Annotated in this window: 20 protein-coding genes; 13 read left to right on the top strand and 7 right to left on the bottom strand. The window is 64.3% G+C overall.

Annotation, left to right across the window (positions count from 1 at the left end; all coding sequences use genetic code 11):
• Positions 1-171: 171 nt before the first annotated feature.
• The 3 genes from NSE01_RS15715 to NSE01_RS15705 form a co-directional block, all read right to left on the bottom strand.
• The gene (locus NSE01_RS15715) at positions 172-2709 is read right to left on the bottom strand and encodes a TonB-dependent receptor (protein ID WP_170233866.1); all 2538 of its coding nucleotides are present in this window, start codon (positions 2707-2709) and stop codon (positions 172-174) included.
• 283 nt (positions 2710-2992) lie between these two features.
• Positions 2993-4567 (bottom strand): aromatic ring-hydroxylating oxygenase subunit alpha, encoded by a 1575-nt coding sequence (locus NSE01_RS15710; RefSeq protein WP_147160595.1) that lies wholly within the window; start codon positions 4565-4567, stop codon positions 2993-2995.
• A 31-nt stretch (positions 4568-4598) separates the two neighbouring features.
• Positions 4599-5888, bottom strand: coding sequence for a spinster family MFS transporter (locus NSE01_RS15705; RefSeq protein WP_147160594.1), 1290 nt, complete (start codon positions 5886-5888; stop codon positions 4599-4601).
• Between the two features lie 185 nt (positions 5889-6073).
• Between NSE01_RS15705 and NSE01_RS15700 the strand changes: the two genes are divergently transcribed.
• The 5 genes from NSE01_RS15700 to NSE01_RS15680 all read left to right on the top strand — a co-directional run bounded on the left by NSE01_RS15700 (position 6074) and on the right by NSE01_RS15680 (position 11248).
• On the top strand, positions 6074-6466 hold the full coding sequence (locus tag NSE01_RS15700; RefSeq protein WP_147160593.1) for a Zn-ribbon domain-containing OB-fold protein: 393 nt from the start codon (positions 6074-6076) through the stop codon (positions 6464-6466).
• Entirely contained in the window at positions 6463-7611 is a 1149-nt protein-coding gene (locus tag NSE01_RS15695; RefSeq protein WP_147160592.1) for a thiolase family protein, read from the top strand. Before NSE01_RS15700 ends, NSE01_RS15695 begins: the two co-directional genes overlap by 4 nt.
• 3 nt (positions 7612-7614) lie before the next feature.
• Positions 7615-8385, top strand: coding sequence for an SDR family NAD(P)-dependent oxidoreductase (locus NSE01_RS15690; RefSeq protein WP_147160591.1), 771 nt, complete (start codon positions 7615-7617; stop codon positions 8383-8385).
• Positions 8386-8448: 63 nt separating this feature from the next.
• The gene (locus tag NSE01_RS15685) at positions 8449-9381 is read left to right on the top strand and encodes an SDR family oxidoreductase (RefSeq protein ID WP_147160590.1); all 933 of its coding nucleotides are present in this window, start codon (positions 8449-8451) and stop codon (positions 9379-9381) included.
• 274 nt (positions 9382-9655) lie between these two features.
• Positions 9656-11248 carry a S10 family peptidase gene (locus NSE01_RS15680; protein WP_147160589.1) on the top strand — a complete coding sequence of 531 codons (1593 nt, stop codon included), beginning with the start codon at positions 9656-9658 and terminating at the stop codon, positions 11246-11248.
• Positions 11249-11375: 127 nt separating this feature from the next.
• Here the strand turns inward: NSE01_RS15680 and NSE01_RS15675 are convergent, their stop codons facing one another.
• The 3 genes from NSE01_RS15675 to NSE01_RS15665 form a co-directional block, all read right to left on the bottom strand.
• Positions 11376-12167, bottom strand: a complete 792-nt coding sequence (locus NSE01_RS15675) for a sugar phosphate isomerase/epimerase family protein (protein WP_147160588.1) — start codon at positions 12165-12167, stop codon at positions 11376-11378.
• The gene (locus NSE01_RS15670) at positions 12167-12907 is read right to left on the bottom strand and encodes a glucose 1-dehydrogenase (RefSeq protein WP_147160587.1); all 741 of its coding nucleotides are present in this window, start codon (positions 12905-12907) and stop codon (positions 12167-12169) included. The genes NSE01_RS15675 and NSE01_RS15670 overlap by 1 nt, the downstream gene beginning before the upstream one ends.
• Positions 12908-13037: 130 nt before the next feature.
• Positions 13038-13502, bottom strand: coding sequence for a nuclear transport factor 2 family protein (locus tag NSE01_RS15665; protein WP_147160586.1), 465 nt, complete (start codon positions 13500-13502; stop codon positions 13038-13040).
• A gap of 89 nt (positions 13503-13591) precedes the next feature.
• On the opposite strand from NSE01_RS15665, the gene NSE01_RS15660 reads away from it, so the two are divergent.
• From NSE01_RS15660 to NSE01_RS15635, 6 genes are all read left to right on the top strand, one after another.
• Entirely contained in the window at positions 13592-14362 is a 771-nt protein-coding gene (locus NSE01_RS15660; protein ID WP_147160585.1) for an SDR family oxidoreductase, read from the top strand.
• A gap of 30 nt (positions 14363-14392) precedes the next feature.
• Positions 14393-15703 (top strand): aromatic ring-hydroxylating oxygenase subunit alpha, encoded by a 1311-nt coding sequence (locus NSE01_RS15655; RefSeq protein WP_246135238.1) that lies wholly within the window; start codon positions 14393-14395, stop codon positions 15701-15703.
• A complete protein-coding gene (locus NSE01_RS15650) occupies positions 15700-16473 on the top strand; it encodes an SDR family NAD(P)-dependent oxidoreductase (protein ID WP_147160584.1) in 774 nt (257 codons plus the stop codon). Before NSE01_RS15655 ends, NSE01_RS15650 begins: the two co-directional genes overlap by 4 nt.
• 1 nt (position 16474) lies before the next feature.
• On the top strand, positions 16475-18091 hold the full coding sequence (locus tag NSE01_RS15645; protein WP_218033284.1) for an FAD-dependent oxidoreductase: 1617 nt from the start codon (positions 16475-16477) through the stop codon (positions 18089-18091).
• Positions 18092-18103: 12 nt separating this feature from the next.
• On the top strand, positions 18104-19054 hold the full coding sequence (locus NSE01_RS15640; protein WP_147160583.1) for an SDR family oxidoreductase: 951 nt from the start codon (positions 18104-18106) through the stop codon (positions 19052-19054).
• A gap of 153 nt (positions 19055-19207) precedes the next feature.
• Positions 19208-20206, top strand: coding sequence for an NADP-dependent oxidoreductase (locus NSE01_RS15635; RefSeq protein WP_147160582.1), 999 nt, complete (start codon positions 19208-19210; stop codon positions 20204-20206).
• 24 nt (positions 20207-20230) lie between these two features.
• On the opposite strand, the gene NSE01_RS21890 is transcribed toward NSE01_RS15635, so the two are convergent.
• Complete coding sequence (locus NSE01_RS21890; protein WP_147160581.1) at positions 20231-21376, bottom strand: M23 family metallopeptidase; 1146 nt, start codon at positions 21374-21376, stop codon at positions 20231-20233.
• 131 nt (positions 21377-21507) lie between these two features.
• Between NSE01_RS21890 and NSE01_RS15625 the strand changes: the two genes are divergently transcribed.
• The gene (locus NSE01_RS15625; RefSeq protein ID WP_147160580.1) at positions 21508-22188 is read left to right on the top strand and encodes an SDR family NAD(P)-dependent oxidoreductase; all 681 of its coding nucleotides are present in this window, start codon (positions 21508-21510) and stop codon (positions 22186-22188) included.
• A 245-nt stretch (positions 22189-22433) separates the two neighbouring features.
• On the top strand, positions 22434-24938 hold the full coding sequence (locus tag NSE01_RS15620) for a TonB-dependent receptor (protein ID WP_147160579.1): 2505 nt from the start codon (positions 22434-22436) through the stop codon (positions 24936-24938).
• Positions 24939-24967 lie beyond the last annotated feature (29 nt).

Below are 24967 nucleotides of genomic sequence, written 5' to 3'. Positions count from 1 at the left end.
CCCCGCTGGAACCCCGCCTGCGGGGGGACGGCGAAGCGCGCATAACGCACGGCCTCGTCATTCCCGCGCAAGTGGGTATCGAGAACCGCTCAGCACCATCCTCGACCGTCCAAACGGGAAAGGCCGCCCCGGTTCCCCGGAGCGGCCTTTCCCTGGCCCTTGTCCTGACAATCAGAACTTGAAGCTGGCTTCCACGAAGACCTGGCGGCCGCGGTTGAGCAGCACGTTGCGGTCGTCGCCCTGCGGCACGTAAGTGGGCGTGCCCGGGGTGCCGAGCCCGCCGGGGCCGGCGAGGAAGGGACGTGCGCCGCTCGACTGGACGAAGCGCTTATCGGTGATGTTGATGCCGACGAGCGCCAGCTTCCATGCGCCGTTGGGAGCGCCGATCGAGATGCTGCCGTCGACGGTGGCCCAGCCCTTCTGGATCGGATCCTTCACGCTGGTCGTATCGGTGTAGTAGCTGCTCGAGAACGCGAGGTTCGAGTGGGTGCCGAGTTCCAGCTTGTCGCTGATCGACATGGTGTAGTCGAACCCGACGTTGCCCGCCCATTCCGGCGCGCGCGATGCACGGCGGCCTTCGAGAGGCGAACCGTCGATCGCGGAGGCCAGCGGCTTGGTGAACTTCGCGCTGGTGTAGGCCAGAGCGCCGTTGAAGCGCAGGCCCGGGACCGGCGTCCGCCAGTTGAAGTCGATGTCGACGCCCTTGGTGGTCAGCTCCGATGCGTTGAAGGTACGGAACTGCACCTTGGTCGCATCGAACACCTGCAGCTGGATATCGCTGAACACGTAGTAGAACAGCGATCCATTGACGGTGAGCGTGCGCCCGGCAAGCTGCGACTTGATACCGAGTTCACCACCCTTGGCGCGTTCGGACTTGAAGATCAGGCCCTGCGCGACCTGATCGCGCGTGGCCGGATTGTTGAAGCCGAGCAGGCTGTTCGACGGCAGCGCCGAGTTGTCGATACCGCCCGACTTGTAGCCGGTCTTGTAGGCCGCATAGATGTTGAGATCATCCGAGGCCTTGTAGCGCAGCGTGACTTCCGGCGAGACGTTGGTGTCGCGGAACGGGATCGGGCCCGAGAAGAAGCCGCTGCTGATGAAGGCCGGCGTCGCCGCGAGGAACGCGTGGACGTAGGGCACCGAGATCGTGTTGACCTTCTTTTCCCGGGTCCAGCGCACACCGCCCGAAAGTTCCAGCTTTTCGGTCAGCTTGTAGTTGCCGCTGGCGAACAGCGAGTAGGCATTCGTCGTGGTGTGGTGCTTCTTGTACCAGTCGAACGCACTGCCGGTGATCGGGTCTGCCGCGATGATCGAGATGTTCACGCCCTGCTGCGACGTGTTGAAATCGATGTTGCGGTGTTCGTAGAAACCTCCGACCATGAAATTGAACGGACCGTCGAAGTTGCTGGTGAGGCGCAGTTCCTGCGTCCACTGCTTGGTTGCGTTGAGCGGGTCGCTCGAACCGAAGCCCTGCGCCGAGCCGGGGGTGTTCACCGCGGCAAGGCGCGGCGCGATCAGCGCGACCGGAATGCCGTTGGGGTTGAACGCCGGGCCGACACCGACCGAGCTGTAGGTATCGGAGTCGACCGAATTGATGTCGAAGTAGCCCGTCACCGAGCTGAGCTTGAACTTGTCACTCAGATCGAGGTCCATGCGCAGGCGGGCGAGCCAGATGTCGGTCTTGCCGAAGGGATGGCCCGGATACTTGCCGTCACCCGCGGCGCTGCCGGTGGGGTAGTTGCTGTTCTGCGTCGGCGAAGGATCGCTGATCGCGTAGTAGCGGTCGCCAATGTTGCAGTTCGCGCCCGAGGGCACCGCGATCGCACCGCCGAGCAGCACGACTTCGTCGGCCCGGCCGTTCGCGCCGCAATCGATGTCCTGGTGGCCGATGGCGCCGTCGTTGCGGTTGCTGATGTAGTTCACCTTGAGGTTTGCGGTGAACGCGCTCGAGGGATCCCACTGCAGGGTGACGCGGCCGATGAAATCGCGCATGCCGCGGTTGCGGATCAGCGCCGGGATGCCGGGCTGGATCTGGGTGTACTTCTTGATGTCGTTGTACTGCGCGGCGACGCGGATGCCGAGGGTGTCGGTCACCGGACCCGAGATGTAGCCGTTGACGACGTAGCCGTCCTCGACGAATTCGTAGCTGGCCTTGCCGCCGATTTCCCAGGTCTTGGTCGGATCGGCCGAACGCAGACCGAGCACGCCCGCGGTGGCGCTCTTGCCGAAGTAGAGCGTCTGCGGGCCCTTCATCACGTCGACTTGCTTGATGTCGAAGAAGCCGGCCTGGAGGAGGCGCATCGAGGAGAGCTGGATGCCGTCCATGTCGAGCGCGACGGCGGAGTCGAAGGCGGCGGAAATGGCCGAGGAGCCGACACCGCGCAGCGCGATCGAGCCGCCCGAACCCGAACCGCCCGAGTAGATGTTGAGCGTGGGAACGTGCGTCCCGAGCGCTTCGGCCTTGGTCGCCTGATCGCGGTTGATCGCATCGGCAGTGATCGCGGTGATCGTTACCGGCACGTTCTGCAGCGTTTCAGTCGACTTGCGCGCGATAACCGTGATCGCGTTGCCATCATCGACGGTCGCGCCGCCTGCCTCGGCGGCTGCAGCATCGGCGGCATGTGCCAGACCCGGCACCGCCAGCGACGTGGCCGCTACGCCCGCGAAAAGTGCGGCGCGAAACGGCGACGCGAGTGTCCTCAACCCCATAGCAATCCTCCCAACTTTCTGTCGGCGCATATCGTGCTGTTTTTGCGTGATTTTGCGCCCACAATCCCAGACGCTAAGCTAGGGCGCGGGGGGCTAACAGCAACTATCAGAATTAGTGACAAGGTGCTGGTTTTTGTGCGCAGTGTGGCCGCAAAAACGCAAGGATTCCGTAGGGTCCGATATGGGGGTTTCAGCGCCAAAGGCAGTGCGGGCAGGCGTGCCGGATAGCCCTGCACAAAAGCCCCCTCCCACGCACCGGGAGGGGGCATTTGACGTCGAGGTCTTACCGGCTCTTGGGCGGGGCCTCGCTATCGAGCCAGAGATTGAGCTTGTTGTGGAAGTCGCGGATCTTGCTTTCCTGATAGCTCGCGAAAATCACCTCGCCCTTGGGGTGGTTGTGCAGACCTTTTTGCACAGCGGCGTGGTTGAGCCCGTCCTGGTTGAAGATCTTGTTGAGATAGCTGCCGAACTCGGTCGCCTTGGTGTAATCATCCTCCAGATCGAGGAAGGTGCACTTGGCCGGTGCCGGGCGCTCCTCGCCCTCGGGCACCTGCACCATGTACATCACCTCGTGGAGCGACTGCTCGGGGTTGTCCCCGTCAGGCCGGAAGCGGTAGAAAATCGGGTTGAAATCCGCCCAGGGATGAAGGTTCGGGAACACCGAATAGAAGATCGCGTCGATCATGTCGGCATCACTGAACTGGTCGATCGAATCGCCCCACTGCGGGCGCAGCATCTCGCGCCGGTCGCGCGCCGCGTCGGCGCGGAAATCCTCGGTCGAGGCGCCGGCGAAGCGGGTGGGCATGTTTTCCTCACCCGGCGCAATCTTGCCGCCGATCCAGTTGCACATGTGCGCGTCGGCGCTGACGACTTCGCCTTCGATGTGCGCGCCGCTCATGTCGAACAGGCCGGTCTTGCCGTCCTGACGTGTCACTTCGACCCGGTTCTCGGCGATCCGTCGATAGACGTGGCGCGAAAGCGGGTGACGGAAGCTGGTGAAGGCCTGGCCTTCGGGAAATGCGCTGGGATCGGGACCATCGAGATCGGTGTGCGCGCTCGGCGGGCCGGAGGCGGACATGGCGCGGCTGATGTTGGGCCAGACATCGTACTTCGAACCGGTATCGAGGAACATCGGCAGCAGTTCAGGGTGCGTGCCGACGACATGGTAGGATTCCATGAATGCTTCCTGCGCCACCTTCCAGTTGCACGGCAGGCGCTTCACCATATGCGCGGCCTTGTAGCGGCGCTTGAATGGCAGCGAGAAGTGGCGGTCGATATCGCCGAGGAAGTCCGCGAGCGGCTCTGCGTTCGGATCCGGATTGATGAACACGAACCCACCCCAGTGGCCGACCGAAATCGCGGGGAGCGAATATTCTTCTTCGGTTACGCTGGGGAAATCCCAATGGCTGGGCACTTCCTTGAGCTTGCCATCGAGGTGCCACGACCAGCCGTGGAACGGGCAGCGCAGCACCTTCTGGCCCTTGCGGTGCGCTTCGCAGAGCTGGCGGCCGCGGTGGAGGCAGGCGTTCGGGAAAGCCTTGACCGCGCCGGGGCCATCGCCGGGGGCATTGCGGACGATGATGAAGGAGAGGCTGGCGATTTCGTAAACGTAAGTGTCGCCGACGTTGGGGATGTCGTCCTCATGGCAGGCCATCTGCCACACACGCTTCCACAGCCGCTCGACTTCGCGCTCGTGCTCTTCCTTGCTCCAGTAGCGGTGCGTGGCGACCTTGGTGACGCCGCCGGGATAGGGCGATTCCTCCAGATAGACCGGCGGCGGTGCAACCTTGTCGGCCTTGATCACATCGAGGTAGGTCACGCCTGCTGTGCGGTCGTGCCCGGTCTTGGTTTCCACCATTTGTCCGCTCTCCCTTGGACTTGGGGGCAGTCTACGCCTGCGAAGAGTCGGGGCTATTCATCATTTTGAGGGGACCCTTGGCCATGCCGCCCGCCGCGTAGAGATAAAAGAAGGCGGCGGGCACGGCGAAGGCGGCGCTCACGCCGATCAGCGCCCAGGTGAGCGCCTGCGGGCCGAACGTGGGCGTCAGGCTGGTGCTGGCAAGGCCGATCAAGAACAGCCCGAGCGCCTGTCCGATCAGGTTGTTGAAGATCATCGCGACCGCCATCGCCATCGCGCGCTCGTCCGGACGCACTGCGAGCTGGATCAGCGAAACTGTGGGCGCCTGCGCGGTGAGGAACACGAGGTAGCCACAGGAAAACAGGCCGAGGAAAGTCCAGAAATTGGTGCTGAGCAGCGCGGCGAGGTAGATCGGCAGGCAGCCCAGTGTGGCGATCGCGGGGAGCCAGGCGCGCCAGCGCGCGTCGCGCCGGACCAGCCAGTCGGTGAGGTAGCCGCCCAGCAAGGGCCCCGGGATGCCGCCAAGGACGAAGGCAAGGCCGAGATAGAACCCGACATCTGCGGTCGAGACATGAAATCCGCGCAGCATGATCGCCGCCAGCCACGTCGCAAAGCCGTAGCCCGTCACGATCATGCAGCCGAACGCGGCCGACGCGGCAAGGAACACGCGGTTGGCAAGGAGGGCGCGAATGCCGGTGAACCAAGCTGTGAGGCCTTCGGCAAGGCTCACCTTGGGCGGGATCGGGCGGCCGCCGGGCTCCTTCACCGTCATGAAAACGAACAGCGCGAAGAGAATGCCTGGAATGCCGAGCAGCAGGAACGTCATCCGCCAGCCGACCGTATGGGCCAGCACCCCGCCAAGGATCAGGCCCGCCGCCGTGCCCAGCGTGGGGCCGAGGAAGTAGATGCCCATTGCGCGGCCAAGTTCGTGGCCCTTGAAGGTCTGGGTGAGGAGCGACGTGCCCGCCGGGCCGCTGCCCGATTCGCCGATGCCCACGCCCATGCGGGCGAGGAAGAACGTCCAGAACCCCGTCGCCATGCCGCAGAGCGCGGTCATCAGGCTCCACGTGGCGATGGAAACCGCGATGATGAGCGGGCGGCTCATGCGGTCTGCCAGCCATGCAAGCGGCAGGCCGCAGACGACATAGAGCAGCGTGAAGGCGAAGCCGGTGATGAGCCCGATCTCGGTGTCGCTCAGCGTGAAGGCGTGCTTGATGTCCTCCAGCATGATCGAAAGGATCAGCCGATCGGCGATGTTCAGCATGCCGCCGAAGGTGATCACGGCGAGCACGAACTGTCGGTAACGGCGATGCTCTCCCAAGACGCCCGCTCCTTCTTTTGCCAAGGGCTAGGCATTCCGTGCGGCGGGGGCGACTAACACAAAGGGGGAGGGCAGCTTGCAGTCCGCCTAGCATTTTCAATTGTCGTCGCTCCCAGCCTTTGGTGCCACGATGCCTGCCAATAAGAGGATCCGGCCCTGCCGGACCGACCCACGGGAAAGGCCCTATGACGCAGCTGCTCCAGCCCATTGCCGAGAACTTGTGGACCAACGAGGCCGAGCCGGCGCTGCTCGGCGGACGGCTGCCCAATGGCAAGATCGTGTTCCCCTATCCCAGCGGCGATGCGGCCGAAGGCGTCGAGCCCTACCGCTTGTCGCGCAAGGGCACGCTGTGGTCGTGGACCCGGCAGGATTTCCAGCCCAAGGAACCCTTCGAGGGGCCGGAGCCGTTCCAGCCCTACCTCCTCGGCTATGTCGAGCTGCCCGGCGAAGTGATCGTCGAGACGCGCATCGTTGATTGCGTGCTGGAGGATCTCAAGCTCGGCATGCCGATGGAATTCGTCGTCGCACCGTTCGATGCGACGCGCGCCACTTATGCGTTTCGTCCGGAGAAAGCGTGATGGAAGACGTCTATATCATCGGGGCGGGCATCCACCCCTTCGGCCGCACTGACGGGCGCTCGGGCCGCGATCAGGGCGTTTATGCGGTGCGGCAGGCGATGGCCGATGCCGGGATCGACTGGACCGATGTCGGCTGCGCCTATGGCGGTTCGGCGGCAGCGGGCAGTGCGGACATCATGGTCAACGAGCTTGGCCTGACCGGCCTGCCGTTCATCAATGTCGCCAACGGCTGCGCCACTGGCGGCTCTGCGCTGGCTTCGGCGCGCAACGCCATCGCGGCGGGTGAGTTCGACGTGGCGCTGGCGGTCGGCTTCGACAAGCACCCGCGCGGCGCGTTCAACGCGAAGCCCCGCGAGTATGGCCTGCCCGAATGGTACGGCCAGACCGGCATGATGCTGACGACGCAGTTCTTCGCGCTCAAGATCCAGCGCTACATGCAGCTCCACGGCATCAGCCGCGAAACGTTGGGCCGCGTTGCCGAGAAGGCGTTCCGCAACGGTGTCCATGCCGATCACGCCTGGCGGCGTTCGCCGGTCGATCTGGAAACGATCCTGAACTCGCCGATGGTGAACGATCCGCTGACCAAGTACATGTTCTGCGCCCCGGCTGAGGGTGCTGTCGCGCTGATCCTCGCCAGCGGCAAGAAGGTGCGCGAATTGGGCGCCGATGCGGTCCGGATCGCCAGCGTCGCCGTGCGCACCCGCCCGCCGGGCTCGTTCGAGGTGTTCGCGCCTTCGGTTGATATCGACAACGGCGGCAAGCCGACGATCCTCGCCTCGAAGGCTGCGTTCGAGCAGGCCGGGATCGGGCCGGAGGACATCTCCGTCGCTCAGTTGCAGGATACCGAATCCGGCGCCGAGATCATGCACATGGCCGAGAACGGCTTCTGCAAGGATGGCGATCAGGAGCAGTGGCTCCGCGAAGGCCGCACCGAAGTGACCGGCAAGCTCCCGGTCAACACAGATGGCGGCTGCCTCGCCTGCGGCGAACCCATCGGCGCCTCGGGCCTGCGTCAGGTCTACGAAAACACCGTGCAGCTGCGCGGACGCGGCGGCGGGCGGCAGGTCCCGGGCTCACCCAAGACCGCCTACAGCCACGTCTATGGCGCACCGGGCCTTTCCGGCGTCTGCATTCTGGAGCGCTGATTGATGGGGAAGATGACCGGCAAGGTCGCGCTCATTTCGGGCGGTGCGGAAGGGATCGGCGGAACGGTTGCTGAGCTGTTCGTGGCAGAGGGCGGCAGCGTCATGCTGGGCGATCTTCAGCTCGAAAAGGCCAAGGCCCATGCCGCAAAGCTCGGACCCAATGCCGATGCCGTGCAGCTCGATGTGCGCAATCTGGAACAGTGGGAAGCGGCGGTTGCGGCCACGCTGGCGCGCTTCGGCAAGCTGACGACGCTGTGCAATATCGCCGGCATTTCGGAACCGGGGAACACCGTCGATGTCGATCTCGATAGCTGGCACCGCCATATCGATATCAACCTGACCGGCTCGTTCTACGGTTGCCGCGCGGCGATCCCGGCACTTGCCGCCTCGGGCGAGAACGCGACGATCGTCAATGTCGGCTCGATGCTGGCTCACCGCGCTTCGGGCAACATGGCGGCCTATTGCGCATCCAAGGCTGGCGTCACGCACCTCACCAAGACCGTGGCTCTCGATTGCGCCGAACGGGGACTGAAGATCCGCGCCAACACCGTGCATCCGGGCGCGATCCGCACGCCGATGTATGGCCGCTACCTCAATGCGGGCGGCGCCACGCCAGAGCAGATCGAGGCGGTGATGGCCTCCGCGCACCCGATGGGCCGCGTGGGCGAGCCCGACGAAGTCGCGCGGGCAATCCTGTTTTTGAGCTGCGAGGATTCGAGCTTCACCAGCGGGACCGATCTCAATGTCGACGGAGCCAGCGCGATCCGCAGCTAGGCCCAATCATTCCGGCTGCACCGGCCACAGAGCCGGGCGGCCCCATCCAAGGAGAGATGCGAAATGGCACTGGTATCCGTCGTGGGCGCAACCGGTCGGCAAGGGCTGGCACAAGTGCGTCAGTTGGTCGCCGCAGGGCATCAGGTCCGCGCGCTGTCGCGCAATGAAAAGCCCGATCTCGGGCCGACTAACGCTGACATCGAAACCCGCGTGATCGATCTTTACGACCGCAAGACCTACACCAAGGCGCTCGAGGGCTCGGACGCGGTATTCTACAATCACCCGCTCCAGCTGCGCGATTCCCGCGCCGAACTCGCCGGCTGGATCGGCGAGGCGGCGAAGGAAGTCGATGCCAAGCGCTTCGTGTGGAACACCTCAAGCTGGATCCCGGACAAGCCGGGCGATGCCTTCACCTATGCCGGCAACACCGCGGGCATCAACGCGCTGTTCCGCTCGGGCGTACCGGCCACCGTGTTCGGCTCGGTGCTGTTCATGGACAACCTGCTGACGAACTGGGCGCGTCCGTTCATCGTCCACGAAAAGCGCTACGTCTATCCGCACAAGCCGACGCTGGGCGCTAACTGGATCAGCCTCGACGACGTCGCCAAGATCATGATCCATGCGATGGACCGGCCGGACATGGAAGGCACGTGGATGAACATCGGCGGACCGGAGCGCCTGCTGCCGCCGCAGGTCGCGCAGATCCTGTCCGATCACTTTGGCCACACCATCAAGTACGATCCCTGCACGCCGGAAGAATTCGGCGATCTGCTGGTCGGCGCGCTGGGCGATTCGATGGCCGAGGCGGAGCGCAAGCCCTTCGCGGCGGGGATTGCAGCGTTCTACAACTACAACAACAATGCGCCGACCAAGCCGTTTGAAGTCAACACCGAGGCGATGATGGAGCGCCTGCCGGGGATCGAACTGGAAACGCTGGCGCAGTGGGTGGCGCGGCAGGACTGGTCCGACACCGCGCACCGGCCTTCGGCGGGGTAATTGACTGGCCAACTTTCGGACCTCCTCCCAACCTCGCTCACCCTGAGCTTGTCGAAGCATGTCCTGAGCGGCTGCTGCAAGCAGCCAGCCGAAGGGGGTGCTGGCGCGGCCGTCGGGTATGATGCTTCGACAAGCTCAGCATGAGCGGTTGGGGGAGGCTGATAACGGCTAGGGCAGTGCGCTTTTGCACGCCCTTGCCCTTGCAATCGCTGGACAATCGACCGGCGCGGTGCAACCACCCGCGCCGGTTTCCTGTTTGCGGATGAGGCGTTTCATGCGGTTGCTTCGGGGTATTTCGGCATTGGCTCTGGCATTCGGGCTGAGCACGGCGGCACTGGCGGCAGACAAGGCTACCGATGCAGCCAAGCCTGCCGAAGCGGCCAAGGCGGCACCCGCTGCGCTGTTCCAGCCTGAGGAAGTGGCGAGCGAGGGCTCGGTTACGGTGCGTGGGCAGCGGATCGACTACAAGGCGATGGCGGGCACGCTCGTCGTGCATGCCAAGGGCTGGGATGATGCAGCGAAGCCCAAGGCCGATGACGAGGCTCCTGCCGAAGCCTCGATGTTCTACACCGCCTATTTCAAGAAAGGCGCGCCCGCCGCGGACCGCCCGATCCTGTTCGTGTTCAACGGCGGGCCGGGTTCCTCCACCGTGTGGCTCCACATGGGCGCGTTCGGCCCGCGCCGCGTGGTAACGGCAGACGGCAGCCACACCGCCCCGGCGCCCTACAAGGTGGTCGATAATGGCGAGAGCCCGCTCGATGTGGCGGACCTCGTGTTCATCGATGCGCCGGGGGCGGGCTTCAGCCGGATTGCGGGGAAGGACAAGGAGAAGGCGTTCTACGGCATCGACCAGGACGTCTACGCCTTCGCCGATTTCATCAAGCAGTTCCTCAGCAAGTACCAGCGCTGGAATTCGCCGCGCTACCTCTTCGGCGAAAGCTATGGCACGCCGCGCGCGGTTGCGCTGGCGGCGCGGCTGCAGGGGACGGATGCGGTCGATCTCAACGGCATCATGCTGCTCTCGACGACGCTGGCGTTCGATTTCTGGGCCGATGCGCCGCAGTGGAACCCCGGCAACGACCTGCCCTATATCATTACGCTGCCGACTTATGCGGCGACCGCATGGTATCACAACCGCGTGCCCGGTGGCCGCCCGGCTGAGCTGGAGCCGTTCCTTGCAGAGGCAGAGCGCTTCGCGACCGGCGAATATGCCGCCGCACTGATCGAGGGGAACGACCTTCCGGCGGACCGCAAGCAGGCGATTGCCGAAAAGCTGGCGCGCTATACCGGCCTGACCCCGGCCTACATCCTGCGCTCCAACCTCCGGGTCAATCTCGGTCAGTTCAACCGCAACCTGATGGACGAGACCGGGCAGACCGTGGGCCGGCTCGATACGCGCTTTGCCGGGCCGAGCCTCGACGTGCTGAGCAAGGAGGCGGACTACGATCCGCAGTCCACCGCGATCAGCTCAGCCTATGTCTCGGCGTTCAACGATTATGCGCGCGGCAAGCTTGGCTATGGCGCGGGCAAGGCGTTCAAGCTCTTCGCCAACGTGGGTGACTGGGATCTCAAGCACACCCCGCCGGGCGCCGGTTACGCCGTGGACGGTGCGGCAAACCTGCTGCCCGATCTGGCCTTTACGCTGAAGACCAACCCGACGCTGCGGGTGATGGTGCTCGGCGGTTATTACGACACCGCGACGCCCTATTTCGAGGGGCGGTTCCAGATGCGCCACCTGCCGGTCCCCGAGAACCTGCGCGGCAACATCTCGTACAAGTATTACCCCAGCGGCCACATGGTCTATGCGCACGAGGATTCGCTCAAGGCGCTGCATGATGATGTGGCGGCGTTTGTGAAGGCGCGGTGAGTTTACGCACCCCACCTCGTCACCCGCGAGGAGCGTAGCGACGAAGCAATCCAGAGCGGATGAGCACGCACGCTCTGGATTGCTTCGCTACGCTCGCAATGACGAAGTTAGGTTGGTGGGGTAAGGTCTATGCCTGCGCCCCCAACCAGCGCCGCGTCGCCTCAGCCACCGCCCGCGCGCGTTCGCCTGGATCGGGGAACCCGTCGCGCAAAGCCTTTGAACGCAACTCGATGCTGAGGGGGATGCCCGGCGGCAAGCCCTTGTAGATATCCGCCAGCGCCAGCGCGCCTTCGCCGCATTGTTCGCGAAGGTCGATGGCGTCTTCGATGATCGCGGCGAAATTCGCAGGGTCAGGGCGCTTGGCGGGTGCGTCGCAAAACTGCGCATAGGGCAGCAGTTCGCGCGGAACCTTTGCGATATCGGCAATCGAGCTCTGCGAGCGGTCGACATGGATCGGATCGATCAGCAGCGCGCGCAAGGGATGGCCGACGTGATCGAGCACGCCCAGCGCCATCGTCAGGTTTTTGACCTCGGTGAAGATCCCGAACTCCAGCGCGACGCGCAGCCCCGTCCCTTCGGCATGGACGCAAAGCTCGTGCAGCCGCGCTGCCGTCACGCCCACGTCGGGTTCAGACGACACGCACAGCACGTTCTGCGCGCCCAACTCCGCGCCGACGTCGATCACCTTCTTGTGCGCCGCCATATCGCTGCCTGGCTGGAGCCAGATGACCTCGACATCCACCACCGGCAGGCCAGTATCCGCGAGTGCGGCGCGGGCCTCACGGGTTGTAGTGTCAGTCCATGTCTCGGGCACGACCCAGAGGCCGACCGCATCGAACCCGCCGAAGCGTGCGGCGCGGATGGTCTCCACCGGGCCGAATTCGGGGACGATGCCCGAGGCGAGGCTGATCGGGTTCATCAGATCGAGCTTCCCCCGTCGATGCGAAACTCGGCGCCGGTGGTGAAGCCGGATTCGTCCGAGGCGAGGTAGACCGCGATGGCGGCGATTTCCTCCGGCGTGCCGATGCGGCCGATGGGATGCACGGCGACCCAGCCGGCGTAGACTTCGTCCGGATTGGGTACTTGTGCCAGCACCTTGTCGAGGATCGGGGTGCGGATCACGCCGGGGTGGATCGAGTTGCAGCGAATGCCGTAGCCGCTCTTGCCGCAGTGCGCCGCGATCGACTTCGTCATGATCGCCACTGCCGCCTTCGCGCCGTTGTAGGCCACTAGATCGGCGGTCGCCTTGATGCCCGCGAGCGACGACATGTTGATGATCGAACCGCCGCGTTCCTTCATGGCGGCAACCGCGTACTTGCAGCCGAGGAACACGCCTACGACGTCGATCTCGAATTCGTGGCGGAACTGCTCGAGCGTCACTTGCTCGATATTGCCTGCCGTGGTGATCCCGGCGTTGTTGATGACGCAGTCGACGGTCTCGATCCCGGCGAAGGCGGCGGCCCAATCGGCTTCCTTGGTCACGTCGAGGTGGATGTAGCTGGCCTTGTCACCGAGTTCAGCGGCGAGGGCTTCGCCGTTCGCATCATCAATGTCTGCGATCACAACGCTCGCGCCTTCGGCGACGAAGCGCCGCGACATGGCGGCACCCAGCCCCGAGGAACCGCCGGTGATCAGGGCTGTCTTGCCGTTCAGTCGCATCCTATTTCCCTTCTCTATCAACATCCTCCAGCCCACTCCCGCTCACCCTGAGCTTGTCGAAGGGTGTTGGCGCGACCACCGTGCATGATGCTTCGACAAGCTCAGCACGAGCGGGCGTGGGGGAGATTTCCTATGTGTTGGCAGCGTCCACGCGTTCCCAGTCATGGTACGCTTGTCGCGCCACGATGATCCAGCGCCCATCGCGCTTTTCCATGCGGTCGCAGTAGCGGCCAGCAACGATCCAGTCGGTTGCCTTGCCATGCGTCGGCACAGGCGTGCCTTCCAGGTGGCCCGCTTCGATGAAGTGGTAGGCAACGAAGTTGGCCTCGGTCGCCACGCTGAGGCCGTCTTCGGCGAATGCAAAGTGGACGTTGCCGATGGTGTGATGCGTCGCGGGGATCGTGCCCAGCACGGCACTGGCAAAACCGATAAATTCGTCCGGCGAACCGACGAAGGTGGAGTGCCGGTGGACATGGTCGTCGGCAAAGCACGAACGCACCAAAGCCCAGTCTTTCCGGTCGATTCCCTTGCAATAGCGGTGGAGCAGATCGCGGATTTCCTCGCGCGCCGAGAGCTCGTCCATCGTCAGTGCCACGGCGCTTCCCCTCTCTTTTGCTAGTAACGTCTGCCTAGCATCCGGGGTGAATTGGTGGGAACTTGCATAATTGAGAGGAAGGCCGGAAAATGGGCAGACTTCAGGGGAAAGTTGCGATCATCACCGGCGCGGCCAAGGGCCTCGGCGAGGCGGACGCACGCATGTTCGTGCGTGAAGGTGCACGCGTGATCCTCACCGATGTGGACAGCGCGAACGGTGAGCGTGTCGCCGCCGAACTGGGCGATATGGCCGAGTATCGCCATCTCGATGTGCGGCACGATGCGGAATGGCGCGTGCTGGTCGATGACGTTGTCGCGCGGCACGGCAAGCTCGATATTCTCGTCAACAACGCGGGCGTGGTCGAACTTGGCGATATCGAAACGCAGACCGAGAAGGACTACCGCTTCATCATGGCCGTCAGCGCGGATGGCACGTGGTTTGGCTGCCAGCACGCAGTGCGCGTGATGAAGGAAACCGGCGGCGGCTCGATCGTCAACATGGCCTCGATTGCTTCAGTGCAGGGCGAGAGTGCTGTTGCGGCATATTGCGCAGCAAAGGGTGCGGTAGAAGGGCTTACTCGCGCCGTAGCCGTCCATTGCGCGCGGCAGGGCTACAACATTCGCTGCAACTCGATCCACCCCGCCGGTATCCTGACGCCGATGGTGATCGAAGTGGGGCGGCAGGCTGCATTGATGCGCGGTGCGGAAGAGGCGCTCAATGGCGGGCCGATCACCAAGCTCGGTGAGCCTGACGACATTGCCTACACCGTGGTGTTCCTCGCCTCGGACGAAAGCAAGTTCATCAACGGCGCGGCGATCCGCGTGGATGATGCGAAATCGGTGATTGCTGGCAACGCCTGAGCGCGTTCGCCCGGAACAGGAGTGCGGCAGATGATGGATCAGCAGACGGTCGACACGATCAAGCGGCTGATGGAATGGGAAGCGGCGCGCAGTCGCCCGCCCGAGGGCTTCCCGCATCTGCCGGACCTTCCCGCCGGGCGCTACACCAGCCAGGAATATTACGACCTCGAGCAGCAGCATATCTGGAAGAAGAGCTGGCTGTTTGCCGCGCATCTCGATGAAGTGCCCGAGCCGGGCAGCTTCATGCAGTGGGACAACGTGGGGCAACCGCTGATTATCGTCCACGGCATGGATGGGGTGGTCCGAGCCTTCTACAACACCTGCCGGCATCGCGGCGCGCCGGTCGTCACCGCGCAGCGCGGGCGCACCCCGCGCCTGATGTGCGGCTATCACAACTGGACTTACAAGACGGATGGCGAGCTCGTCGGCGTGCCGGAATCGCAGGATTTCGGCAGCAACTTCGACAAATCGTGCCGCAGCCTGATTTCTGTGCGCTGCGAGATGTACGGCAAGCTGATCTTCGTGAACCTCGATGAAGGCGCGATGTCGCTGCGGGATTGGATGGGTCCGCTGTGGGACGAGTGGGAGGAATTCGCCTTCGACAAGGTGCGGCTCGCGGCGCGCCAGTCGTTCGATCTGAAATGCAACTGGAAGGTGGCGATGGAGGCCAACATGGAGGTCTACCATGTGCCGTTCATCCACCCCGATACGGTAGCCCCGCTGGTCGATTCCAAGCGCAATGTGAACACGATGTTCCCCGGCGGTCATGCCCGCATGATTGCGCCGCCGCCGCGCAACACCAACCGCGAACACGTGCGGGCAATCGATAACCCGCCCGAATGGCAGTCGATCGAGACGGTGGGCGAACTGGGGCGAACCACGACCCAGAGCTACACGATGTTCCCCAACTGGGTCTCGCCGCTCTCGAACTTCTTCATCCCGCCGCTGATATTCTGGCCCACTTCGCTGAACACCACGCGGCTGGAACTCATCACCATGGCGCTCGATTGGGGCGATGGCCCGGTGCCGGATCTGTGGACGGTTCCAAATAGGAAGATTGGGCCCGACGGCAAGGGTGAGCGCGAGATGAGCCCGATCATTCAGGAGGACACGCAGTTCGGCGAGGCGATCCAGAAGTCGATGGAAAGCGACGGCTTCAAGTCCGTCCCGCTGAGCTATCAGGAAGCGCGCATCTACAGCTTCCACCAGACCTGCGACAAGATGATCGGGCTGGAGAACGTGCCGCCGCACCTCGCGGCGCAGCAGGTGATCGGCAAGGAATGGGTCTGGCCGAACGATCCGCGCGTGAACCTGATGGAACGCGAGGCAGAACCCGCATGAGCATTCTCGACAGCTTCCGCATCGATGGGCGGGTGGCCGTGGTCACCGGCGCGGGCAAGGGGATTGGCCGCGCGATTGCCATAGCGCTGGCCGAAGCGGGCGCTGACGTGGCGCTTGGCGCGCGCACGGCGGCGGATATCGAGGCGGTGGCTGAGGAAATCCGCGCGCGGGGGCGGCGGGCGATTGCCGTGCCCACCGATGCGACGTCCATGGCGGCGCTTGAGAACTTGGCAGCGCGGGCAGCCGAGGAACTCGGGTCGGTCAGCATCTGGGTGAGCAATGCTGGCGGCATTCCTGATGGCAATCCGCGTTATCTGACGAAGACAACCGAGGAAAGCTGGGACGCGCAAGTCGATCTCAACCTCAAGGCCGTATGGATGGGGGCAGTGGTTGCGGCCAAGGCCATGGGCGAGGCTGGCGGCACAATCCTCAACACCTCATCGCGCGCGGCGTTCGGGCCGCAGGTCAAGAACGGGCCTTATGCCGCGGCCAAGGCCGGGGTTAACAGCCTGACCGAGACGCTTTCGCGCGAACTCGCGCCCAGGATCCGCATCAATGCCGTCGCGCCGGGGCCGATCCCGACGCAGAACTTCAACGAGTGCATGCGCACTGGCGATGAAGCAGCGCGCGAGGCGCTGCGCGAGATGATCCGCATTCCACTGCAACGCTATGGCCGCGAGGAGGATATCGCGGCGGCGGCAGTCTACCTGTGCTCGCCGGCCTCAGGTTGGGTGACGGGGCAGTGCCTCTACGTCGCCGGGGGGCTGTAAGGTGAGCGAGACGACTGACGTTCTGATTATCGGCGCGGGCGCGGCAGGGATGGCTGCGGCGCTGGCGGCCCATGCGGCGGGGGCGCAGGTCACGCTGGCCGAAAAGGGCGACCGGCTGGGCGGCACGGCTGCCGTTTCGGGCGGGATTATCTGGGCCGCGAACAACCCGCGCATGCAGGCCGCCGGCATGGCCGATAGCGAGGAAGACGCGCTCGCCTATTTTGGCAGCCTCGATCACGGCGAAATGGATGCCGACGTGCTTGGCGCTTTCGTGCGCGAAGCGCCGAATGCGCTGGCGTTTCTGGAGGAAGCAGACGCGCTCGCGGTGAGTATCCTGCCGAGTTATCCGGACTATTATCTCGACCGCCCGGGAGCAAAGCCCGAAGGCGGGCGCGCGCTCGATAACGAACTGTTCGATTTCACCACGCTCGGCCCATGGGCGGAGAAGGTGTTCAGCGACGGCGTTATCCAGCGGATGATGCTGCGCGAAACGCCGCTTGGCGGAAGCAGCGGGTTTGTCGATCCGGCTGAACTCAAGCGCCGCGCCGATGCGGACTTGCGCGGGTTTGGGCAGGCGATGGTCGGGCGGCTGCTGGCGGCGTGTCTCGCGCGCGGGATCGAGCCGCAACTTGGCCTCAAGGCCGAGCGACTGATCGTGGAAGCAGGCCGCGTTGTTGGCGTCGAGTTTGCCGGCGGGCGCTGCATTCGTGCGGAGCGCGGGGTCATTCTCGCGACCGGCGGGTTCGAGTGGAACGAGAACCTCAAGAAGACTTTCTTGCGCGGCCCGCTTGATATGCCGGCCTCGCCGCCAGGAAACACGGGCGATGGGCTCAAGCTCGCCATGTCGGTCGGCGCGGGGCTGGGGAACATGACTTCGGCGTGGTGGGTGCCGACGCTTTCCATCGGAGGTGCACATTGGCCGGGGGGCGAACAGCGCGCCTCGCCCGTGCTCATCGAGCGGACCTTGCCGCACAGCCTGCTTGTGAACCGCGCTGGGAAGCGCTTCTGCAACGAGGCGAACAACTATTCCTCGCTGGCGGGGGCCTTCCACCTCTTCGATCCCGCAACCTATGATTATCCAAACAACCCGGCGTGGCTGGTATTCGATGCGCAGTACCGTGGGCGTTATCCCATCGGCCCGGTGATGCCCTTCGATGCGCTGCCGGACTGGGTTTTCACTGCTGACACGCTGGAAGAACTGGCGGGCAGGATCGGCGTCGATGCTGCGCAAATGCTGCAGACGGTCGAACGCTTCAATGCATATGCTGCCAATGCCGAGGATCCCGATTTCGGGCGCGGCGTCAGCGCCTACGATCACTTTTATGGCGATCGTTCGCGGCCTGGTGCGGCGGCGACGCTGGGGCCGCTGGTGCAGGGGCCGTTCCATGCGGTGCAGCTGAAGCTGGGCGCGCTCGGCACCAATGGCGGGGCGAAAACCAACGCAGCGGCGCAAGTGCTTGACGTGGACGGCGAGCCGATCCCCGGGCTCTATGGCGCGGGCAATGTGATCGCGTGTCCGACCGGCAGTGTTTACGCGGGCGCGGGCGGTACTCTCGGCCCGGCCCTGACCTTTGGATGTATCGCCGGGCGGACGGCCGCGCGGCTCGCCAATCAATAGGAAGGTATTTCGATGAACCGCATTCTGGTGCTGGGCGCGACGGGCGACCAGGGGCATCCGCTGCTGACGCGGCTGATCGCGGCCGGGCTGACGCCGGTGGCAGCACTGCGCAATCCGAATGCGCTGGCAGGCACCGAGTTTGCCCACGTCGAAACGGTGGCCGCGGATATCTACGACGAAGCCTCGATGATCGCGGCGGCCAAGGGGATGGACGCGATTGCCGCGCACCTGCCGTTCGTGTTTGACCGCGATCTTGCGCAAAAGATGGGCGCCAACATTGCGGCGGCGGGCAAGGCGAACGGGGTGAAGCGCATCGTCTTCCACACCAGTTGCCACATCGCCGAAGAGGATATCGGCAGCCCGGCGATGGACGGTCGGCGCGCCATCATCGCGGCGATCGCTGAGAGCGGCTGCGAGTGGGCGATCATCGAATCGCGCGTGTTCATGGACAACATGATCCGCAGCTGGAACAAGCCCGGCATCGTGAACAAGGGCATCTTCGCCTATCCGGCCAAGCCCGACCTCAAGATCTCGTGGATCTGCCTCGATGACGTGGCGGCTTTCATGGTCGAGGCGCTGACCAATGCCGACTTGCCCAGCGGACGCTATAAGGTGGGCGGCCCCGAAGCGCTGGTGGGCGATGAGGTGGCGGCGATCCTGAGCAAGGTCTCGGGCAAGAATATCGTGTTCAAGAGCCTGACGCCCGACGACTTCGCCTCGGCAATGAGCCTTCTGGTGACGGGCTCGGCAGAAGTGAAGCCGGCTTCGATCTACGACGGGATGGCCCAGTTCTACCGCTGGTACAACGCGCAGCCCGTCTCCCCCCTGATTGTTGCGCCAGAGGAAATGGCGAAGCATTTCAAGCACAAACCTGCCAGCCTCGCAGAATGGGCGGCGCGGCAGGACTGGAACGATCCGCGCGATCCGGCTCTGCCCACGCGGCTTGCCGGCATGGCTGGCTGATGCCCTTTGGGGCTCATTCAATTCGGCCCCGAGCCCTCTAGGGCTCATTCAATTCGGCCCCGAGCCCTCTAGGGCTCATTCAATTCGGTAGGTCCGGATGCGCGGCACTGCCGCTAGTCTCGCTTCCGAAACAACGCTTCTGGGAGATTCCGCGTGACTGAAACCCGCCAATGGCTGCTCAACGGACACCCGCGCGGCCGCCCCATCAACGATGACGACCTCAAGCTGGTGACGACGTCCCTGCCCGAGCCGGGCCCGGGCCAGATGCTCCTCAAGACGCACTTCCTCGGCTTCGATCCGGCGCAGAAAGGCTGGATGGAGAACATCGCCGATTACGTCGCGCCGATGGCGATCGGGGATGTTATGCGCGGTTCGGGCATCACCGAAGTCGTTGCCAGCAACGGCGGCAAGTTCCCGGTCGGCACGATGCTTGCGGGTTCGATCGTGTGGAGCGAATATCTGATCCATGACGGCGAGGGCCTCATCCCTTGCATGCACGAACTGCCGCCCACGGCGATGCTCTCGATCCTCGGCACGACGGGCGTCACGGCCTATTGCGGCCTGTTCAAGGTGGGCGAGCCGGTGGCGGGCGATGTCGTCGTCGTCTCGGGCGCTGCGGGCGCGACGGGCTCCATCGTCGGCCAGCTGGCGAAGATTGCCGGCTGCACCGTGATCGGTATCGCGGGCGGCCCGGAAAAGTGCGAATGGCTGGTCAAGGAAGCCGGCTACGATCACGCTATCGATTACAAGGCCGGGCCGATCCGCACGCAGCTCAAGGAATTGGCGCCGAACGGGATCAACGTGATCTTCGACAACGTCGGCGGAAAGATCCTCAACGACATGCTGGCCTGCATCGCGACGAATGCGCGCGTGGTGATCTGCGGTGGCATCAGCCGCTACGAGACGGGCAACTTGCCGGCGGGCCCCGAAAACTACTTCAACCTCGTGTTCCGCCGCGCGCGGATGCAGGGCTTCATCGTGCTCGATTGGGCCAGCGAATTCCCGGATATCCGGCGCCGACTGGTCAAGTGGGTCAACGAGGGCCGGCTGGCGTACCGTGAGGACGTGCAGCACGGCTTCGAGAACGCGCCCAACACGCTGCAGCGGCTGTTCTCGGGTTCGAACAAGGGCAAGCAGCTGCTCAAACTGTAGCCTATCCGTGCCGCCGGGCCGTGGTCAGGGAAAGCTGACGACGGCCTGGTCAACGGGAAACTCTGCGGCATGCTGCGCGTTTGCTGCGGGCGTGATTGTAACAGGTTGACCACTTTCGAGCGCGGCGAGATCGGCGACCACGCCCTGCTGGCTGAATGCCGTGATCGCGTGCGGCAGACCTTCTGCGCCGAGCGGCGAAGGGCCGTCCATCAACTGGAAATGCAAGTGCGGTGCATCGGAATTGCCCGAATTTCCGAGCCGCGCGATGACCTGCCCCGCTTTCACATGATCGCCGGGTTTGACTGCGATGCTGCCGGGCTGGAGGTGGGCGTAAAGCGCGAAAGTGCCGCCGCCGAGATCTTGTACCACGGCATTGCCGGTGATGCTTTCCAGCGTGACAACGCGCGAGGAGGGTGGGTTGCTACCGGGATTGTCGGGATAGCCGCTCGTCACATCGGCCACGGTGCCGTCTGCGACCGCGATCACTTCGGTGCCATAGCCCGGATAGCTGGTGTTCTGTCCGGCATCGCCCTTGAAGAACCGTCCGTCCGGGCCGAGCTTGACCCAATCGATGGCAAAGCGCTGCGCCAGATGCTCGCGCGCGTCTACGGCGTTGAAAGAGCGGCGGTGGTCGGCTGCAAACAGGCCGTTGGCGGCAACCCAACGCCCGCCGCGCAGGGGCGGTCCGATAACCGGCGCAGCCGGCCGAACGGAGATGGCGACGCCTTCGACCTTGCGCTCGATCACGGTGCCGTCGCCCAGCTTCGCGGTGAATGTAAGGCGGTGGCGCAGCGCATCAGGCGCGGCGGCGCCGGGCGCGAGTGTGAGATCAATGAACGCGATCACGCTGCGCCCGCTCTCGATCAGGCGTTCCTTGCCAGCTTCCGGAGCGGGTCCGACCGGCATGAGCAAAGCGCCAAGCTCGGCGCCGCGCCAACTTGCCACGACCGCATCGCCGGCCAGCACGTCGATGGCTGCGAGTTCGACCGGGCTTGGCGCAAAGCTGGTGAGCGCGAGTTCATAGACCAGCCGCGCCCGGCCATCCGCTTCGACTGGGGCAGGTGCCTTGGGTACCACGACGTTGATCGGAAAGCCCGAATGCGGCTGCGCGAGGGCTGGCGCCGTCAAGAGCATTGCGGCGAGGGCGATCATGGAGCTAGCGCGGATCATGCGGTATAGTCGCGTGATTGCGCTGCGGGTCAAGGCCAGCACAAGCGAGAGGCTCTTTCCTGCCGCAGCGTGATATGCCTGCCGCAGAACCGGAATATTTGAGACCAACCCCAAGGCAAAGAAGGAAAACCATGGCAACCGTCGCGATAACCGGGGCCGCGCGCGGCATCGGCCTCACGCTTGCTGCGCAGCATGTTGCAGCGGGAGATACCGTGATCGCCCTGGCGCGCAACGCAGGCGCAGCGCTGCAAGACCTCGCCGCCGCGTCGAACGGCAGGCTGACCATCGTTCCTTGCGATGTGGCGAGCGAGACTTCGGTACGCGCGGCTGCGGCAGCCAGCGGCGATGGCGCGATCGATGTCCTTTACAACGTGGCCGGGGTCAACAATCCGCAGGCGAACGAACTGGAAGTCGCGGACTGGGACGCTTGGAATGAAGCGTTCGCGATCATGGTGCAGGGGCCGCTGCGTGTTTTGCAGGCCTTCCTGCCGCGCCTCGGTGAGGGATCGAAGGTGATGAACATCACCAGCCAACTCGGCGCGATGGCTTGGCCGATGGGCGGGAACTACGCCTATGGCTCGGCCAAGGCGGCGCTCAACCGCCTGATGCGCTCCGTGGCGGTCGACCTCAAGGGCAGGGGCATCGTGATCGGCCTCATCCATCCGGGTTGGGTGCAGACCGACATGGGCGGCCCGCGTGCGCTGATCTCAGCAGAAGAAAGCGCCAGCGGCATCCGCAAGCTGGGTGCCGAGTGGACCCTCGACGACACCGGCGCGTTCCGCAATTGGAACGGCGAAACGCACGAATGGTAGGGCGATTTCGGGCAAGCCCGAAAGCACTGCGAATACCGGGAGCCGGCTCTGCAAGGGGCCGGTTTTCCTGCTCTTGGAGGTGATTGCGCTGATCCGGCAGCTCTGCCGGTTTCCCTATCAAAAGTGGTCAGTTTGCGGATAAATGGTTGAGCCGATTGTGTGGATTGTTACCCTTGCTCCAGTTCGCCGACCCCAAAAGAATCCGGGCGGTGATGCAATGAAGCGGGAGAGGCAAAATGCAGCACATGGGGCGGCATACTGATTCGGTGCGACTGGAATTCCTTTCGGGCACGGCGCGCGTCGCCTTGCTCGCGGTGATGGTGCCCGGCGCGCTGCTGGCAGCAAGCCCGGCCCTTGCGGCTGACGAATCGGCAGTGCCGCCGCAGTCGGGTGCTTCGGCTGAAACCCCTGCCGCAAGCGGTGTCGAAGACATCATCGTGACCGCCCGTCGCCGCAGTGAAAGCGTGCAGAGCATCCCGGTTGCGGTGCAGGCGATCAGCGCCGCAACGGTTCAGGCGCGCGACCTCACCAGCCTCGAAAAGATTGCTGCTGCAACGCCGCAGTTCACGGTTGCACGCGCCTCGAACGGTGCGGGCGCGCAGCTCACCATGCGCGGTATCGGTTCGAACGCCACCTCGATCGGCATCGAACAGTCGGTCGCGATCGTGGTCGACAACGTCTATTACGGTCAGGGCCGTGTCATCAACGAGGGCTTCTTCGATCTGGCCCGCGTGGAAATCCTCAAGGGTCCGCAGGCGCTGTTCTTCGGCAAGAACGCGACTGCCGGCGTGATCGCCCTCACCACCGCAGATCCCGGCAAGGACCGCGAGATCATGGCGCGGGTCGGCTATGAGACGAATGCCCGCCAGCTCTTCGGCGAAGCCGTCTATTCAACCCCGCTTGGCGAAAACTGGGGCCTGCGCCTTGCCGTGCGCGGATCGAAAATGTTCGGCGGCTACTACCGCAATGCTGCAGGTTCGCAGTCCTACCCGACCTTCGATGTCGCCAATGGCTTCACGGCGACCAGCCACACCGCGGCGGCAGCTGCGGCAGACCAGCCGCAGGAACGTGAAGTCATCGGCCGCGCCACGCTGAAGTATGACGGCGGCAGCGGGCTTACCGCCACGCTCAAGGCTTCGGGTTCGTGGAACGACACGATCGGCAACGGCTGGAACTATTCGGCGGTGCGCTGCCCGACTGGCGCGACCGCGCTCAACCCCGCCTACAAGTGCGACGGCGGGTTCAAGCTCTACCAGAACAATTTCCCGACCGACATTGCGCAGGCGACGCCCTATGCCCGCAGCAACGGCGATCTCTACAACACCTACAAGTCGTGGCAGGTGACGGGCACGGTCAACTACGACATGCAGAACGTGACCCTCAACTCGGTCACCAACTACAACTGGAACAACAACAAATTCGGCTGCGACTGCGACTTCCTCGGCGGCGGCGTGTGGGCGACGGAAAACGCCAGCTACCACGCCTTCAGCCAGGAACTGCGCGCGCTGACCAAGTTCGACAGCCCGGTCAACCTGATGGTCGGCGGGCTTTATCAAAAGACCAAGCGCAACTTCTTCCAGGCGGTGCTCTTCGCCAATCTCGAGAACTCGGCTGCCCCCACCGGCATGCGCTATGTCGCCTATTCCAAGGAATCGGCCACTGATGGCGAGACGTGGTCGGCCTATGGCCAGGCGATCTGGAAGATCCTGCCAACCTTCGAGGCGACCGCTGGCGTGCGCTACACCCACGAGACCAAGAAGAGCTATTTCACCCAGCCCTATGTGAACCCGGCCGTCACCGGTATTTTCCGCCCGCAAAGTGCGGCAACGAACGGCACGCTCACCGGTGATCAGACGTTCAACGATTGGTCGCCGGATGTGACGCTGAGCTGGAAGCCGACGTCCGACGTGATGGTCTATGGCGCGTACAAGACCGCCTACAAGTCGGGCGGCTTCTCCAACAGCGCGATCAACTCCTCGCTGGTGACGAACAACCCCTCCGCCGACCTCGCGTTCAATCCGGAACGCGGACGCGGCTTCGAGGCGGGCATCAAGTCGACCCTGTTCAACCGCCAGTTGCGCGCGAACATCACGCTCTACAGCTACAAGTACACCGATTTGCAGATCGACTACTTCAACTCGCAGGTCTTCGCCTACGTGACCTACAACGCCGGTGCGGCGCGGTCGAAGGGCGTGGAATTCGAGCTGGAGTATGCGCCGCGCGCCGTTCCGGGTCTCTCGCTCCATGGCACGCTGAACTACAACAAGGCGCGCTACATCGACTTCATCTCGCCGTGCTGGTCTGGCCAGAGCATCGCAGCAGGCTGCTCGCTGGTCGTGGCCGGACAGCCGCGGCAGGACCTTTCGGGTGCGCCGACCTCGTCCGCGCCGGAATGGACGGCGACGGCAGGCGTCTCGTATGAAACCGAGATTGGCTCGAACCTCAAGATCGGCGGCAACATCGATACGCGTACCTCGAGTTCGTACCTCGGCTCGAGCTTCGGCGATCCCTATACCCGGCAGGACGCCTATGCCGTGGTCGATGCGGGCCTGCGCATCGGCGCGCGGGATGATCGCTGGCAGCTTGCGGTGATCGGCAAGAACCTTGGCAACAAGTTCTACTTCATCGGCGGCGGTACTGCGCCGCTGACGGGTGCGGGCACCGGCACCAACAACGCTACGCTTGGTGACATTATCGGATATGGTTCGATGCCGCGCACGGTGCGGTTGCAGGCCACGATCCGGTACTGATTGAGGGCGGAGAGAGGCATGAAGGAGCT

The sequence above is a fragment of the Novosphingobium sediminis genome, assembly GCF_007991615.1.
Classification (GTDB): domain Bacteria; phylum Pseudomonadota; class Alphaproteobacteria; order Sphingomonadales; family Sphingomonadaceae; genus Novosphingobium; species Novosphingobium sediminis.
This window is presented reverse-complemented; position numbering and strand designations above follow the sequence as displayed.